General features: G+C 60.5%; 14 protein-coding genes. 6 read left to right on the top strand and 8 right to left on the bottom strand.

Annotated elements, in window-relative coordinates; translation table 11 throughout:
- Nucleotide 1: 1 nt before the first annotated feature.
- From J7412_RS09340 to J7412_RS09305, 8 genes are all read right to left on the bottom strand, one after another.
- Complete coding sequence (locus J7412_RS09340; RefSeq protein WP_209078425.1) at nucleotides 2-1,084, bottom strand: ferritin-like protein; 1,083 nt, start codon at nucleotides 1,082-1,084, stop codon at nucleotides 2-4.
- Nucleotides 1,081-2,988, bottom strand: a complete 1,908-nt coding sequence (locus tag J7412_RS09335) for a GMC family oxidoreductase (protein WP_209078424.1) — start codon at nucleotides 2,986-2,988, stop codon at nucleotides 1,081-1,083. Before J7412_RS09335 ends, J7412_RS09340 begins: the two co-directional genes overlap by 4 nt.
- The gene (locus tag J7412_RS09330; protein ID WP_209078423.1) at nucleotides 2,985-3,452 is read right to left on the bottom strand and encodes a hypothetical protein; all 468 of its coding nucleotides are present in this window, start codon (nucleotides 3,450-3,452) and stop codon (nucleotides 2,985-2,987) included. The genes J7412_RS09335 and J7412_RS09330 overlap by 4 nt, the downstream gene beginning before the upstream one ends.
- A complete protein-coding gene (locus J7412_RS09325) occupies nucleotides 3,439-4,380 on the bottom strand; it encodes a hypothetical protein (RefSeq protein ID WP_209078422.1) in 942 nt (313 codons plus the stop codon). Before J7412_RS09325 ends, J7412_RS09330 begins: the two co-directional genes overlap by 14 nt.
- A gap of 72 nt (nucleotides 4,381-4,452) precedes the next feature.
- Nucleotides 4,453-7,812, bottom strand: a complete 3,360-nt coding sequence (locus tag J7412_RS09320; RefSeq protein ID WP_209078421.1) for an adenylate/guanylate cyclase domain-containing protein — start codon at nucleotides 7,810-7,812, stop codon at nucleotides 4,453-4,455.
- Between the two features lie 251 nt (nucleotides 7,813-8,063).
- Nucleotides 8,064-8,846, bottom strand: coding sequence for an enoyl-CoA hydratase-related protein (locus J7412_RS09315; RefSeq protein ID WP_209078420.1), 783 nt, complete (start codon nucleotides 8,844-8,846; stop codon nucleotides 8,064-8,066).
- A 1-nt stretch (nucleotide 8,847) separates the two neighbouring features.
- Nucleotides 8,848-10,164: a hypothetical protein gene (locus tag J7412_RS09310; protein ID WP_209078419.1), complete on the bottom strand. Its 1,317-nt coding sequence runs from the start codon at nucleotides 10,162-10,164 to the stop codon at nucleotides 8,848-8,850.
- Complete coding sequence (locus J7412_RS09305; protein WP_209078418.1) at nucleotides 10,161-11,768, bottom strand: AMP-binding protein; 1,608 nt, start codon at nucleotides 11,766-11,768, stop codon at nucleotides 10,161-10,163. The genes J7412_RS09310 and J7412_RS09305 overlap by 4 nt, the downstream gene beginning before the upstream one ends.
- Nucleotides 11,769-11,936: 168 nt before the next feature.
- Here J7412_RS09305 and J7412_RS09300 point away from each other — a divergent pair, with 168 nt between their 5' ends.
- From J7412_RS09300 to J7412_RS09275, 6 genes are all read left to right on the top strand, one after another.
- Complete coding sequence (locus J7412_RS09300) at nucleotides 11,937-12,776, top strand: DUF6502 family protein (protein WP_209078417.1); 840 nt, start codon at nucleotides 11,937-11,939, stop codon at nucleotides 12,774-12,776.
- A complete protein-coding gene (locus J7412_RS09295; RefSeq protein ID WP_209078416.1) occupies nucleotides 12,773-13,672 on the top strand; it encodes a DUF5666 domain-containing protein in 900 nt (299 codons plus the stop codon). The genes J7412_RS09300 and J7412_RS09295 overlap by 4 nt, the downstream gene beginning before the upstream one ends.
- 120 nt (nucleotides 13,673-13,792) lie before the next feature.
- The gene (locus J7412_RS09290) at nucleotides 13,793-14,356 is read left to right on the top strand and encodes a NifU family protein (protein ID WP_209064673.1); all 564 of its coding nucleotides are present in this window, start codon (nucleotides 13,793-13,795) and stop codon (nucleotides 14,354-14,356) included.
- 9 nt (nucleotides 14,357-14,365) lie between these two features.
- Complete coding sequence (gene tsaB / locus J7412_RS09285) at nucleotides 14,366-14,959, top strand: tRNA (adenosine(37)-N6)-threonylcarbamoyltransferase complex dimerization subunit type 1 TsaB (RefSeq protein WP_209078415.1); 594 nt, start codon at nucleotides 14,366-14,368, stop codon at nucleotides 14,957-14,959.
- A gap of 6 nt (nucleotides 14,960-14,965) precedes the next feature.
- Complete coding sequence (locus J7412_RS09280) at nucleotides 14,966-15,379, top strand: GNAT family N-acetyltransferase (RefSeq protein WP_247743854.1); 414 nt, start codon at nucleotides 14,966-14,968, stop codon at nucleotides 15,377-15,379.
- A 166-nt stretch (nucleotides 15,380-15,545) separates the two neighbouring features.
- On the top strand, nucleotides 15,546-16,535 hold the full coding sequence (locus J7412_RS09275; RefSeq protein ID WP_209078414.1) for a BMP family ABC transporter substrate-binding protein: 990 nt from the start codon (nucleotides 15,546-15,548) through the stop codon (nucleotides 16,533-16,535).
- Nucleotides 16,536-16,563: the final 28 nt, after the last annotated feature.

Genomic DNA, 16,563 nt, shown 5'->3' with positions numbered 1-16,563 from the left:
TCTACGCGCCGCAATCTGGCAGATAGGTCCACGTCGGCCCCGCCGTTTCGCCGGAGCCATCCGGCAGCGGGGTGCGCATCAGCTTGATGGCGTCTGACTTGAGGTCATACATCACCGGCACCAGTTGGCGCAGCGCCGCGTGCTCGCCGTTAAAGGCGCGCTCCAGCCCTCTGAGCAGCTTGGACCATGTGAAATTGAAGGCGTGTGACATGGCTTCGATGTCCTTTCGGCCCGCAATGTGATCCTGCGCAGGGTCATCACGCATCGGAGACACCGCGCGCCAATCCACGATCAGGTCTTTGCCCGTGGGCGGGCCGTCGGCGGGATCGTCGGGGTGATAGTAGCGGCTGTGCAGGATTTCGTTGAACTTGAAGTAGTGCGCGACGTCTTCGTGGTCTGCTGGGCCGGGGATGGGATCATTGTCGCCGGCGCGATGGCCGAGACAGGCGCCCTCGCCCTCCTCCATGATCTCATCAATGGCCTCTATCGCGGCGGCACAGCGCTCTTCTGGAGAGCCGATGATGTCTATCACATGCCCCCCTGCCCCGTAGTAGTCATCATTGCTGATCTGGCGGTCTTCTCCGCCAATGAAGATCGCTTCAACGCCGAAGGTGTCGCAGATGTCTTTGAGGCGGGTTTTGATGAAGATGTAAAAGCCCCCGATGGTGTGATAATCGCCGTGATCCCCCGGGTAGGGGCTTTCGGGGGCGGTTTCGATCTGGCGGAAGGTTTTGATCTGATCCGGCGTGAAGCGGCGCAGATGCACCGTTGGGCCACGCCCGCCGAGCAGAGCATGCGGGTAGGTTGGCAAGAGGTCGGGGTTGGTCATCTGCGGCGTGCCGCCGATGCTGTTCAGCACATTGGCGACCAGCACCATATGCAGCATTTCCTCAACCATGACCTGCCGGATGACCTCGATCGGTTCGGCATTCACCAGCTCCGGATCGGAGCGGTTGTATTGCCCTTCCTGCAGGATCGAATAGAGCGCCGTGGCATAGGGCGGGATGGTGGAGAGCTCCAACATCAGTGCCTGTTGCAGAAGGGTGCAGAGCTCGTGACGGGCGGCGGAGAGATCCTGTGTCATGCAACAGCCTCCTGTTTCAGCGCCGCTTTGAGCGCATCGGCCGCGCGGAAGGCCAGAGCGGCGAGGGTCAGAGTGGGATTGGAGGTGGCAATGGTGGGCATGGAGCCGCAGCCGACCATCCAGAGGTTTTCGTGATCCCACGTCTGGGACACACTGTTGGTGACAGAGGTGTCGCGCGACGTGCCCATGCGGTGGGTGCCGACAAGGTGGCCTGCGCCCCAGAAGGTGTAGCCCTTGCCATTGTAGGTGAAATAGCCTGCGGAATTGGGATCATAGGCGGTGTGGTCTTCCACGCCGAGGCGCTGGAAGATCTGTTTGCAGACATCGCGTGCGGCGGCGAGACCGGCGCGGGAGTAGTCATCCAGATCATAGGCGATCACCGGTCGGAAATCGCCCATCGGCGTGCGGTAGGCCGGATCAATTGTCACACGGTTTGAGGCGCGCGGGAGCTGCTCGACTAAGACGCCAAGGCGGACCTGACGCTGCACATCATGGTAAAGTTTGTCACGCAGGGCGGTGCCATAGAGGTTGTCCTGCTCCACAAGCCGCGCCACATCCGCATTTGGAGAGCCCGCCGCGAAGTTCCACCCCCAGTTGCCGATTTCCAGACGGAACGCGCCTTTGCGCCCCCGGAAGTTGCCATCGCGGAAGTTCGCATAAGAAGAGGTCGAGCCGGGGCCACGGAAGGCGCCAACAGGCTCCGGCGCCGCGCCCCAGCACATCATGTAAGGATGATCCATCAGGTTGCGGCCGAGCTCGCCGCTGCTGCGGCAGAGGTTTGAGGCCAGCGCCAAGGTGACATTCTCCACCGCGCCACCGGCCAGCACATATTGGCGGGCACGCACTCGGCGCAGATCAAACTGCGCCACGCCCGGGAACGGGTACTTCTTGTAGATGATGCCTGAGACTTTGCCATCCTCTCCCACTTCGACTTTGGAGACCACGGCTTGCGTGACCTTGCGCAGGCGGTCTTTGCCCAAATGGATCGCATCGCCCAGCGTCTTCATGGCGTTGTATTTGGCCTGAATGGGGCAGATCGGGATGCAGCTGGAATTGCCCTCACAGCGCTGGCCCATGAAGGCAAAAGCGCCGGTTGCGCCGCGCGGCAAAAAAGGCGCGCGTGTCTCATCGCCCACCGGAAATGTTCCATCTTTCTCTTTGGGCCTGCGCGGGGTCGAATTGCGCCCTTGCGGCGTGTTGGAAACCTTCAGATGCACCGGGCCATCATCATGACCGATGTTGATCGGCATATCATCGGCCTTGGCAAAGAACCCATCCACATAAGACGAGGGGATCGGGTGCATCGGGTATTCGTAGCCCTGGGCGAAGTAGCCTTCGTTGTCCTCCGGCTGGGTTGGATTGATGCCCAGCGCCTTGGGGGTCTGCTCGTTCACATCGGCGGAAACGCCAATCTCCCACTCGGCACGCTCATAGTAAGGGCGCAGATCCTGATAGGAGATCGGCCAGTCCACCCCTTTGCCAAAGCGGGTCTGCATCTCAAAATCGGCAGGCATCATGCGCAGGCTGGTGCCGAGCCAATGCAGCATGGTGCCGCCGTAGGCCCGCAGGTAGTTGCTGCCAAACGGCAACGGGCCTTTCTGCACAAAATAGCCGTTGGTGTCGGGCTGGGTGCCGCGCACGGCGGTGATGTCGAGCACCGAGGGCGAAGGCAATGTGGGCAGATTGGGATAAGGTGAATTGGGGGTCTTGGCCATCGACATGTAATATTGGTCAAGATAGCTGCGGTAGGTCTGCCATGTTTCGCCGTGGTCTGCGCCCGCCTCCAGAATAAGGACGGTCTGGCCAGCGGCGGCGAGCTCTTTGGCGACAATGCCGCCGGCAATGCCCGCCCCAACGATGGCCACATCATAAAACCGGTCTTCTTCAAACACATCAGCGCTCATGATCCGGCCCTCCCCGCAGGAGGCTTCATGGCCCAAGCGCCAAAGCCCTGTTGTTTGGCGCCCATAGGGTGCGCGCCGATGGCATCCCAGACGAGGCCTTCCTTATAAGCGCGGCTGGAGAGGATGCGCGCGGTGTCAAAGCGCGATGCGCCGTAGGCATCGGTCCAGTCCTGAGGCAGCGGGGACCACTCGCCGAGATACCAAAGCTGGATCAGGGCGCGGGCGACGGGGCCGTGGCATTTGTCTGAAAGGAAGTGGTCGCGCACGACGGCGTCCGGGTCATTGCATCCAAGTTTGGCAGCGCCCGCGAGAAAGCTCTCGCGGACCTCCTCTGACAAGACCTGCTGAAATTGATGCCAATATTCGGGGGCGCAGCCGGTGCCTTGCAATTCGGCGGGGGAATAACCGGTCAGCACCGCGCTGATGGTGAGGAAGGCGTCAAAGGCGGGATCAGACTGTGTCATGGCGGTCTCCGTCAATGGCGTCGACGTAAAAGCCGCGCGGCTCAAAACAGGCGGGCGGGCTTTCAAACACCTGAATGGCAACGGGCGTCATATCGGTGAAAAGCCTGTGCATGTCCCGCGTCATGGGAAAGTCATTGTCCCCGAGCTTGAGCTCGAAGGTCTTGGCGATCTCCTGCCCCGCGTCGTCGGTCAACAAGGCGGTTTCAAACAGGCCGGAGATGGTCCAGCGGGTCCAGACCGTACGCCCCAAGCCGGTGGCAAATTCGGGGATCGGCGTGCAATTGGTGATCGCCCATTGATCACCGGTCAGCAGGCCGAAATCGGCACTCAGATCGTAGACGATGGTTTCAGGATCATCGGGATTGACCAGCTGTATCCACCATTTCTTGCTTTGCCGGGGCGGAGTGCCCTTCATCTTGGCATTGAGCGCGGGCACTTTGTAATTGAAGTGGCCCAGAAACTTCGGCTCGCCAAAGGCCTCCCGCCCAGCTTTCACCGCCATGGCGTTGTCAGCGGCCACATGCACGCGCAGATGGCCGATGGTTTTGGTTTGATCGCGGCCGTGCAGATACTCCCAGAGCGAGACTTGCGGCACGCCGGGGACACGGTTTTGCGGATAGGCGAGAAGGTTGAATTCCACCTCGTTCACAAAGCCAAGCGAGTTGTCGTAATGCGCGGTGTAGCGTTGGAAATTCAGAAGGATGACAGCTTTGTCGTTGCCTTTTCCATCGGGAAATCTGGCGACGCAGAGACCAGTGCCTTTGACAAAGGCTTCGGCGACGTCCGGGTCGGTGTACCAGTACATCCATTGGCATTGCAGGGAGGCGTAGAAGAAGGGGAAGGTGTCAAACTCTTTGGGCAGCTTGGGCATCACGCCCGCGATATTGATCTGTTTGCACGGGTTTTCAGTCTGGCTGTCGTCTGTCATTGGTCCCTCCCTATGCGCCACCTTTCTGGCGGCTGACGATGTGCTTGATCTTCTCTCCGTCTTGTCCCTGTTTCAGGTGGCCAGTTTGGCCAAGGCTTTCCACGCCTGGGTCAGGGCCGGGTCTTTGGCCTTGGCTTTGCCAAGCTTGGTTTTCATGTTGTCGCTTGCGTCGCGCAGCCTGTCTGCCGCCGAGGGGATGGCGGCGAGATCGGCCACGGCAGAGGGCAAGGCCCCGTGGTGGCCCATCTCAAACGCCAGCGCGATGGCGCGCTCCAGATGGGTGATCGCCGCGGTGCGATTGCCTTTGGCCAGCGCCACCCGCCCCTGCAATCCGGCAAGTCCGACCACCCAGAATTTCTCCCCGCTGATGGTCACAAAATCATTGGCCTCCGCCAAAAGGTCTTCGGCGAGATCAAACTCCTCACGCAAGAGCGCCACGTCGGCGTAAAGGTAGAGGAAATAGCTCAGGCCAAGGCGACAACCGGTCTCACGCCATTCATCCAAGCCAAGCCGGATTTCGGCCAATGCGTTGACCTGTGGGTCGTGGCGTTGCGCCCAGCCGTTCATCACCCGCGCCCAGCCGCGCCAGAACTGGAAGGAATATTCTTCCGACAGGGTGATCAGGCGGGCGGAGGTTTCGGCCACGCGGGCCTCATCGCCGCTGAATTGCCCAAGCCATCCGGCAAAGGCGTTGGCAAAGGACACGCTGAAAGGATGCGCGGTTTCTTCGGCATGAACAAGGCAGCGCTCGCTGGCCTCACGGGCGCCGATCACATCCCCTGCGAGCCAGCGCGACAGGCCGAGATAGCCGTTGAGCGCGACGGACAGATCCACCACATCAAAATCCAGCCCGCGCTTGCGGTCCTCCAATGTCAGATCCACGGCGATGCCGGCATCCAGAAAGGAAATGGCTTTGTGCGGGTGGCCCAAATAGGTCTGCAATGCGCCCATAGAGCGCTCGGTCGCGGCCAGTGTCATCGGGCTGCCAAGATCGCGGGCCAGAGAGACCAGCCGGTCTGCGTTGTTTTGTGAGGTGGCGTATTCGCCCCCCAGCATCATGGAGCGGAACTGGCCGTAGATGACTTTGAAGAGCCGCTCCATTTCACCGTATTGGCGGCAGAGCTCCTGTGCGCGGGCATAGGCGGTGATCACGGTTTCATGGGCATAGCCGCGCACAAAGGCCAGAGGCACGGCGAGCAGGATTTGCAGATCGATCTCACGGTGATCACGCTCTTGGGACGGTGGCAGCTCGCGCAGGCATTCCAGAGAGTTCTGCAGATGAGAGATCGCCTCGACATTGGCGGACTGCAAGGTGGCGCGCCGTGCGGCGGAGAGCATGAAGCCCTCGGCTTTGGCAAAGTTGCCTGCCTTTTGGTAGTGATAGCCAAGGATTTCCGGCTCTGCCCCCGGCTCTCTGGGGTCGCCTGTGTCGAGCACGCGGGCAATCCGACCGTGCCATTTGGCCGCTGTGGCGCGCAGCATGGATTGATAGGCCGCATCCTGCACCAGAGCGTGGCGGAATTTGTAAGACTGCACATCGCCCGGCAGGCCAGCGGGCACGATCAGTTCAGCCTCCAAAAGCTGATCCAGCGCGTCGCGGGTTTCCAGCTCGTCCCAGTCCAGCACCTCGCGCAGGATGTCATGCCCAAAGACGCGCCCGATTGCAGCGGCGACCTGCACCACCTCGCGGCTGGCGGAGAGCCGATCCAGACGTGACATCAGCGAGTCCTGCAGGGATTCCGGGATCGCGAGGGACAGCTCGGCGGTGCTTTGGGAGTGATCCTCAAAGAGGCCGGTCTCCATCGCCATTTTGGTCAGTTCTTCAACAAAGAGCGGCACGCCGTCGGTGCGCTCTGCAAGCTGGTTGAGGATGGCGGTGGGTGGGCGCATCCCGGCGATGCTTTCCACCAGTTTGAAGGTGTCGGCGCGGCCAAGGCGGTTGAGCTCCAGCGTGGTGACATGGGGCTGGTTGCGCCAGGGGGAGTCAAATTCGCCGCGTGCGGTCATCAGGATCAGACAGCGCCGCTCCGCAAGCCGGGCGATCCATTGATCGACAAAATCCAGCGTGGAGGCATCCATCCAGTGCACGTCATCCAGAAGCAGGAGCAGCGGGTGCTCCGCCTCCATCGCGCAGCAGATTTGCAAGAGCGCGCTAACAAGGGCGGCTTTTTCCCGTTCTGGTGCCATCGGGGCGGAGCTGCCGGTTTCCTCATCAAAGCCCATGAGACGCAGGACCGGCGCGCCGCTGATGGTGACATCAAGGCCGAGCTTTTGCATGAAGGCGATGGCCTGCGCCCGGTTGTCAGACGCCTCGGCGCCGGGGGTGAGGTTCATCACGGAGGCCAGAGCGTTTTTGACCGGAAAAAACGCGCTGCTTTGGTGCATGGGCGAGCCAAAGAAAGTGAGGCTGCTGAAGGTGCCCTTGCTGATATCCTGATTGAGCGCAAAGGCGATTTTGGTTTTGCCAACACCCGCGTCTCCGGTGAGCAGAAGCACCTGCCCGTCACCTTCCAGCGCGTCATCCCAGCGCGACTTCACCAGAGCGATCTCTGCCCCGCGTCCTATGATCGGCGTGTCGCTTTGCAAGACTTCCCTGCGTGGGGTCTGAAAGACGCCGTGGCTGATCGACACAGAAAAGAGCTCCAGCGGGGCTTCGACACCGGCGAGTTCCGGGCTGCCAAGCGAGGCATACTCCAGCCGGTCGCCGATCAATCTGCGTGTCACCTCCGTCACCACCACCTGTCCAACCTTGGCGGCGGACTGCACCCGCGCGGCGACATTTGGCGTATCCCCGAAGAGCCACATTTTTTCATCCAGAGAGGCGCTGTTGGCGGCACCGACCACAACGGGGCCAGTGTGCAATCCGAGGCGCACCTGTGTGCTGACGGAGCTGTCGTTCAGCGCGCTTGCGATCTCTGCGGCACGGTCGTTGATTTCCAGCGCGCAGACGGCGGCGGCGTAGTGGCTGCCCTCTTTGGCCACCGGATAGCCGAACACCGCCACAACGCCATCTCCGGCAAAATTGGCAACCTTGCCGCCAAATTTGTCGACCACGGTTTCCACCAGCGTGCGGTAGCGGGTGATCAGATCGCGGTAGTCTTCGGGATCGAGCTGGGCAGACAAGGCGGTGGAGCCGACAAGGTCGCTGAACAGGACCGTGAGCAATCGCCGCTCTGCCACATCCTCCGGTGGCGGGGTTGTTGGCACCTTAAAGATCGCATCCTGAGGTGCGGGTGTGGCGCTCAGCAGATCTTCCCGCGCCTCGTCCCCCAGCGCAGTGCCGCAATTGGTGCAGAATTTCGCACCCGGCGTGGTCTGGTGGCCGCAGTTTGAACACGCCAGTCGCAGCGAGTTCCCGCAGTGTTGGCAAAAATTGGCGCCAACCGGGTTCTCTGTATCGCATTGTGAACAAGAACTAACGAGGCCTTCCAAACGGCACTCCTCACGCACATCAAAATCACTAAAAGCGTTTCAGAGCACTCTGCGTTTGGTAAAAACTCCTTGGTCACGGCTCTTCCCAAGGACTGCATGCCAAAATCTGACCGCATGCAGCAGGTAAAACGCAAAGTGCCTCAAACGGCAAATCGCCTCTTAGTATGTACCACAAATGCGCCTGATTGTCCTTGGGAATTGCAGCTCTCCTTGTGTGTTCTACCCCTGCAGGAAAGGGGTTTGAGCGCCTTCTACCTGAACTTGGGTGGCCGCTTTTCAAGGAAAGCGGTCATGCCCTCGCGTTGCGCCGGAAGGCCGTAGAGGGCGTGATACATTTGCCGCTCAAAGCGCAGGCCTGCATTGAGCCCTACTTCTTCGGCCTCATTCACACAGGCGCGCGCCATCATGACAATGTCTTTGGGATAGCTTGCGATGGTCGCGGCCACCTCCTGCGCGGTGCTGTGCAGATCCTCTTCAGGCACCACGCGGCTGACCAAACCGATGGCCTGCGCCTCGGGTGCGTCAATCATGCGGCCGGTGAGGATCATATCCATCGCGCAGGCGCGGCCCACAAGTTTGGTCAGCCGCTGTGTGCCGCCGATGCCGGGGATGCAGCCGATTTTAACCTCCGGCTGACCAAAGCGCGCGGTTTCTGAGGCAAGGATCACGTCACACATCATGGCCAGCTCACAGCCGCCGCCCAGCGCATAGCCTGAGACCGCCGCCACCTTTGGCGTGCGCAGGGATGCAAAGCGATCCCAGCCCGCAAAAAAGGCGGTTTCATACATGGAGCCATAATCCTGCACATTGAGTTCGGCGATATCTGCCCCCGCCGCAAAAGCGCGGGCATTGCCGGTGAACACCATACAGCCGATGTCGGGGTCGGTGTCATGGATGGAGGCGCAATCCAGCACCTCCTCCAGAACCTGAGAGTTGAGCGCATTCAGCGCCTTGGGCCGGTTGAGCGTGATCGTCAGAACACGCCCCACCTTCTCTGTCAGAATGGTTTTATAGCCTTGGACATCATCACGCATATCAACTATCCCAAATTGCACCGAAAGCGGGGATGCCTTCGCGTTCCATGTCGTAGATCACCTGTTGGGTGAGCTTCTGGTTGGAGATCACAATCACCGCCTCTGCTCCGGTCTGGCGCACCGCCTCAAGCGCAAGGGCCGAGAGGTTGGGTTTGCCGCGGGCATCGGTGTCCCAGATCAGCGGATCATGGGTGTTGCTTTCGATCTCATCCACCAGCGCATCCCCATAGGTTTTGCGCGGCGACCGGGTGGACCAGATCAGCTTGTTGGGCACCTCATGGGCCAAAAGATGCGGCAGGATCGGGCCAATGCCACTGCCCGTGCCGACATAGACCACCTTTTTGAAGAGCACCTCGATGCGGGCCACGCCCGAAGTGGTGATGCCTTTGACCCAGACGTGGCTGGGGGGCGTGTCGATGAAGCGCCCGGTCCAGTCCCCTGCCCGGCTGATCACCAGACGGTAGCCTGCCTCCCCGGGGGTGGGGATGTTGGCAAAGGAGTGCCATTCGCGCAGCGGGCTGAGGCTGAGCGCGTTGGAGGAGCCAGCAAAGGGGGTGTCACCATAGTTAAAGCGGACCACAACCGCGTGGTTGGAGGGCTTTTCCACCTCGATTGGCACCTTCTTGAGAGTCAGCCACGGCGAGACAATCGACAGCGTCAGCACGCAGAGCAGCCAGAAGGCGAGGCTTTCGGTCATCGGCTGTCCCGCATCGCGCAGCATGGAGGCATTGTGGAGCCAGAACAGCCCCAGAAGAGACCAGCCTGCGAAGCGGTGGATGTGCTCAAAGCGATTGTGAAACTTCTGACGGATGGGGCCGATGGCCGAGAGGATCATCAGGGTCATAAGACCCACCATGATGCCGGTCAGCCATAGCGTCTGCAGCGAGACCCCGCCGGTGCCGTTCAGCGCGTTTGAGACAAGAGCAAAGAGCAGGAAAGCAAACCAGATCGAACCGGCCACCGCGCCGCCGGAATGCAGCCCGCCAAAGTGGAAGACCTTGCCCGCGCCCCAGCGGATCCAGAGCGGCCAGCTGGTGGGGATGCGTGTGGCGAGCCAGAACAGCAGGTTTACCACACGCTGTTGTCGGATCAGGATCGTCAGCGTGAAGTTCAGAAGCGCCACCTGCGCAATCGCAGCGGTGTGAAAGCCTTCCGCGCTCTGCCAAACGCCGCCCGTGATGCCCTGCACAAAGACCCAGAGGTTCACGATGGCGACCACAGCGGCGAGCCGACGGTATTCGATCAGAGAGGGGTGCCGCGTGATGTTTCGGAAGTTGAAGCGGCGAGTCGGCTTGATGTTGGTGGTCTGCGTGGTCATTCCGCTGCCTCCTGACCGCTGAGGCGGATCGCCTCTTCGGCGCGCTGCAGCAGCAAACGTTTGTCGAGCTTGCCGCGCGGGGTTTTGGGCAGATCCGCCATGGGCAGCACCACTTTGGGCACACAATAGTAGGGCAATTTGTTTTCCACCCGCGCGCGCGCCTCTTTGGGGCAGACATCTGCGGGGCTGACGAAGGAGACCAGCGTGCGGTCATCAAATTTGAGGGTCACCGCCTGTTCACAGCAGGGGGTCTCTTCCAGAGCGCGGGAAACACCATCAAGCTCCACCCGGAAGCCGCGGATCTTCACCAGATCATCGACACGCCCGAAATGCAGCAGCTCTCCGGTTTCGGTCCAGGCGCCCAGATCGCGGGTGCGGAACATCAGATGGCCGGGGCGGAAAGGATCAAGGCGATAGCGCTGTGCGTTGAGCTCCGGATTGGCAAGATAGCCCGCCGTAACGCAATCCCCTCCGGCCCACATTTCTCCGGTCGCGCCAAATGGCAGCGGGTTCAACGCCTCATCAAGGATATAGACCGTGTTGTTGGGCGTGGGCTTGCCGATGGTCAGATCGGCCTTCTCGGGGTGGTGGCGCATGGCGGTGTTAATGATGGTGGTCTCGGTTGGGCCGCAGGAGTTGTAGAAATCACAAAAGCTGCCCCATTTGTCTGCCAAGGGACGCGGGCAGGGTTCGCCCGCCACGGCGGCGGCTTTGACCTGCTGGCAGGCGGTGGCGTCAAGGGAGCCAAGGATAGAGGGGGTGGCGATCAGAATGTCCACGGTTTCAGCGGTGGCCTGAATATCGCAGCCCCGGATCACCAGTGTTGCGCCGTTTGAGAGGCATCCGAGAATTTCCCAAGCCGCCATGTCAAAGGCGATGGAGAGAATTTGCCCGACGCGCAGACCGGGGCGCATGCCCAGATCCCCCGGCGCGGTCAGAAGGATGTTGGCGAGGTTCTGATGGGTGACCTGCACCCCATTGGGCACCCCTGTGGTGCCAGAGGTGAAAAGCACCATACAGATGTCATCGCCTTGCAGATCCGCCATCTCGCTCAGGCGCGGCAAAGAGGCATCCCGCATCACCTCCTCGATCGCCAGAAGGTGCTGGCCCTCCTCCAGAGGGACTTCGCCCTGCCGGGCCTCCAGTGTCAGGACAACCTTGGCTTTGGTGACGGCGGATATATGGCGCAGCGCGCTCTCGGTGGCGACGCCAAGGTGCTGCGGCACATAGATCGCGCCAAGCTTCATGATGGCCAGAATGCCCACAACCATCGGAATGGAGCGTTTCAGATAGAGGCCCACCGCATCCTGTTGGCCAATGCCAAGATCGCGCAGCTTCTGCGCCAGACGATCAGACGCCTCATTCAGCGCGCCATAGGTCATGGTTTCGCCTTCGCATTCCAGCGCAACCGCCTCCGGTTGTAGCGCGGCGTAATGCGCAAAGCCTGCCAGCACAGAGGCAAAGCGTGGCGCGACCTGCGGGCCAAAGCCGAAACGGGTGAACCAATCGCCGGGGATGTCTGGTGTCTCTTCTGCGAGGGGTGCGCCGTCTTTTGTCAAAGAGAGGGAGAACCCGTTTTCAAAATTCTGGGCCAAGTTGTGCATTCTGCTGTCCTTCCGCTATGCTCACGTAAATGTTTATGGGAATTTTTCCCACGACAACTCACGTTTTCGTGAATTTCCTTTCTTCTCAGTGGAAAAAAGCGCATATGTTTGCGGGGATTTTTGGGACTTGGAATGGGAAATACGACACGAAGCACCACGACAGACAGGATGGAACGCGCGCTCTCAGCCTTGCTGAAACCCCTGTCTAAACTGCTGATCAAAAACAATTTGGACGTGCAAACAGCCACCGAAGCCCTGAAACGTGCTTTGGTGACAGAAGGGCTGTCAGATGAGAGCGCCACCGACAGTCAGGTGAGTTTGCGCACCGGCGTGCACCGCAAAGATGTTAAGCGGCTGCGCGCTGAAATTGAGAGCGGGCAGACGAAAAAGATTCCCACACGGGGAATCGCTTTGGTGCTGACGACCTGGTCTCAGGAGCTGCCTTTTTGCGATGCGGCAGGCCAGCCGCGCCTGCTGCCGCGCAAGGGCCGACCCGATGCACCGGGGTTTGACGAGCTGATCAAAGCCAGCAAGGTCGACCTTGCGGCAGCCACCGTCCTGTCAGAGCTTGAACGACAGGATCTGATCAAACGCCATCCGGATGGGCAGCTAGAATTGCTGTCAGCGACCTTTGTGGCGCAATCCGGTGATGCGGCGATTGATGCCTTTGAGGCGACGGTGGGGGATCATTTGCGGATTGCCACGGAAAACGTGCTGTCCCCGCCCGGTGCGCCGCGCCAGTTTGATCAGGTGCTGCGCTACTCTCACCTCTCTGCCAGCTCGGTTGCCGCGCTGGAAGCAGAGGCGCGCAAGATGGCACAAAGCTATCTTGAGACGCTCAACGCCATGGCGCACCGCTTGCAAAGCGAAGACGATGCGTCCGGGCAGTTGGCAAACGGCCGCTTTGTCACCGGTGCTTTCATTGCGCCGATACATCCGACCGATACTTCCACGCCAGAAGGCGTGGCCACCCCCGAGAAGAATTCCGAGGAAGACACCAAAACATGAGCGGTTTTCTGAAACTGAGCGCATTATGCGCGTTTGTGATAGCCAGCAGCGCCCTGCCCATCTCTGCTGGCGAAGAAAAGGAGGCGCGTGAAGGCGGTCTCACCGGCACGGGTATTGTCGGCGAAATTGTCAAACTGGGCAGCATCATCGTGAACACGCAGCGCATCACCTTTGCGCCCGATATGCAGGTGAGCTCTGCGGCTGGCTCCAAACCGGCCAGCACGTTGCGGCCCGGGCAAACCGTGGCCGTGGCTGTGCAGAGGGACGGCGATCATTGGGCCGCGGATGCGATCACGCAGGTGCATCCGATTGTCGGCCCTGTGAGTGAGGTGCATCCAGATGCGCTTGTGGTGATGGGCGCACGCATCCTGAAAGATGCGCGCGCGCCTGAGGTGGCCGTGGGCGATTGGATTGCCGTGAGCGGTTTTTGGAACCGCGAAACAGTGATCGCCACCGCCATTGAAGTGGTGCCCCCGCAGGCGCAGGCCAGCGTGCAGGGCAGCTATGCTCCCCCCCCTGAGGGCACCCCATCATGGAAATTGGGCGCCGTGACCATGAACGGGCCGCGCCCGGAACATGCGACAGAGGGGCAGATCCTGCGGGTCTATGGCACAGCGCAGCGCGACGGGCTTGAGGTGCGCGATATGCGTCTTGGCGTGTTTGACGCTCCTAAAGCGCTGGTGCTCGCGGAGGGCTATTTTTCCGTGGTCTCTGCCACCGGGCATTACACTGTCGCAGGCAGTGGGCTGTCGTCTTACACAGAGCAACGCGGCGATGTGATGACCCAAGACAAGGTGCGTATTTGCGGGGTGGACGGGTCCATCGTGAAACCCGATGCAGTGCTGAGCGCGGAAACACGCGCGCAGCTGCGCGTTTTGGGCTGCCCGACACCTTAAAGTCTGGCGAGCGCTGCCATCACTTGCGCAGCGGTCGCCACGTTTACTTTAGAATGAATCTAAACCTTGACTAATCACAACCGCAGGCGCATATCAAATCTTGATAGGAAAGGTCTGCCAATGTTCATTCAAACGGAATCCACCCCGAACCCTGCAACGCTGAAGTTTCTGCCCGGGCAGACTGTGTTGGAAATGGGCACCGCCGATTTCCCGACTGCGGATGGCGCGGCAGCCTCCCCTCTGGCGACCCGCATCTTTGCAGTGAATGGCGTTGCGGGCGTGTTCTTCGGCAATGACTTTGTGACCGTGACCAAAGCGGACGGCATTGAGTGGGATCACATCAAACCGTCGATCCTTGGCGCGATCATGGAGCATTATCAGTCTGGCCAGCCTGTGATGGCAGGTGAGGCAACAGCCCCCTCCGGTCACGCAGAGCACACCGGCGAAGATGGCGAGATTGTAGGCCAGATCAAAGAGCTTCTGGACACCCGCGTGCGTCCGGCAGTGGCTCAGGATGGCGGCGACATCACCTTCCACGGTTTTGACCGCGGTGTTGTGTACCTGCACATGCAGGGCGCTTGCGCTGGCTGCCCCTCCTCTACGCTGACCCTGAAAATGGGTATCGAGAACCTGCTGCGTCACTACATTCCTGAAGTGACCGAAGTGCGTCCGGTCGCGGTGTAATTTCTACCCATGACGGCCCCACTGGTCCTGAGTTTTGACACATCGGCCGCGCATGTCGCGGCCGCTTTGCTGTCTGGTGAGCACATCATCGGCTTTAAGGTCGAAGAGATGAAGCGCGGTCAGGCGGAGCGCCTGATGCCGATGCTGGAAGAGGTTTTGGCGGAAGGCGGCAAGAGCTTTGCCGATCTGGATGCGATTGGTGTGGGTGTTGGCCCCGGCAATTTTACCGGCATTCGTATTTCTGTCTCCGCCGCGCGGGGCCTCGCGCTCGGGCTGGGTATTCCAGCGGTGGGCGTGAACAGCTTTGACGCGATTGAAGCCGGGTTAGACCACCCTGCTGTACCCGTTGTGCCCGGACCGCGCGGGCAAGGCTATCTCTCTCCCAAAGGAGAAGTGCCTTATCTCGCGACCGAAGAAGAGCTCAATGACATCGCGCAGGACCTGGCACTGGCGACTCCAAAGCCGGACAGCTTGGTGGAACAGATCGCCCGCTTGGCGGCAAAACGTTATCAGGACAGCCCGCCTGCCCCGGCACCGCTCTACATCAAGCCTGCTGACGCGGCGCCGCCCAAGGACCCTGCTCCGGTCATTTTGGATCAGTGATCCGCCATGACGCCTGAGACCATGGCGGCCGTACACAGCGCCGCATTCACAGACAGCCGCGCCTGGGATGCCAAAGAAATAAGCGGACTGCTTCAGTCTCAACTGGTGTTTTTTGTCTCAGTTGACGCTGGGTTCGCTTTGGGCCGTGCGGTGGCAGACGAGTGCGAACTCTTGACAGTGGCCGTACATCCCGACGCCCGGCGGCGTGGTTTCGGCTTGTTATTATTAGAAAAATACGAGGCGGAAGCCAGCGCACGCGGGGCGGTCACAAGCTTTCTGGAAGTGGCGGAGGACAACGCAGCTGCGCTTGCGCTCTATGAGCGCTGCGGCTACGAAATATATGGCACGCGGCCCGGCTACTACACACGCACAGACGGGCAGCAAATCGCTGCATGCCTCCTAAAAAAGGCGCTAAACTGATCGGGGGCCTGATTCGAATGTCACCTTTTTGGCCAAATGGTCAAATTAAAGTTGACCGCTTCGGTATCAATCGCCTTAGTTACATGATGGTCCGGCGGGACATGAACAATAGACGGGACGGCACTCGCGACGAAACGACCGCCCCGCTCAACACTGGGAGACTTAAATGAGCCTGATGCACAAATTTCTTGGCGCTGCGGCAGCTGCGGCCCTTTCTGCGGGTGCAGCCGTGGCAGAACCGGCGCTGATCTTTGACCTCGGCGGCAAGTTCGACAAATCCTTCAACGAAGCGGCCTTTGGCGGCGCAACCCGCTGGGCAGAAGAAACCGGCGGCAGCTTCCGCGAGATCGAACTGCAGTCTGAAGCACAGCGTGAGCAGGCTCTGCGCCGCTTTGCAGAAGCCGGTGCCAACCCAATCGTGATGGCAGGCTTTGCTTTCGGCAACGTGCTGGGCGAAGTGGCGGGCGACTATCCTGACACCAAATTTGCCATCATCGACATGGTTGTGGACGCGCCAAACGTGCGCTCCGTTGTGTTCAACGAGCACGAAGGCTCCTACCTTGTCGGCATGATGGCGGCGCAGGCGTCCAAATCCGGCACCGTGGGCTTCATCGGTGGCATGGACATCCCGCTGATCCGTAAATTCGCCTGTGGCTACGTTCAGGGCGTGAAAGCGGTGAACCCGGACGCAACCGTGATCCAGAACATGACCGGCACAACACCTGCCGCATGGAATGACCCGGTAAAAGGCTCCGAGCTGACCAAAGCACAGATCAGCCAGGGTGCGGACGTTGTTTATGCAGCGGCAGGCGGCACCGGCGTTGGCGTTCTGCAAACCGCAGCGGATGAGGGCATCCTCTCCATCGGTGTGGACAGCAACCAGAACCACCTGCACCCAGGCAAAGTCCTGACCTCCATGATGAAGCGCGTGGACAACGCGGTTTACGAAGCCATGAAAGCGGGTGACGCGCTGGAAACCGGCTTCAACGTGATGGGCGTGGCCAATGGCGGCGTCGGCTATGCGATGGACGAATACAACGCTGAGTTGGTTTCTGCGGACATGGCTGCCGCAGTTGATGCAGCAAGCGATAAAATTGCTTCCGGTGAGCTGGCTGTGCACGATTACATGAGTGACAACAGCTGCCCAGTGGAATAACAGGCGCCCGGGATCCATCCCGGAGCTC

It is taken from the genome of Shimia sp. R9_3 (genome assembly GCF_017743755.1).
GTDB lineage: Bacteria > Pseudomonadota > Alphaproteobacteria > Rhodobacterales > Rhodobacteraceae > Shimia.
The sequence above is the reverse complement of the archived record's forward strand: the minus strand, read 5'-3'. Positions and strand labels throughout refer to the sequence as shown.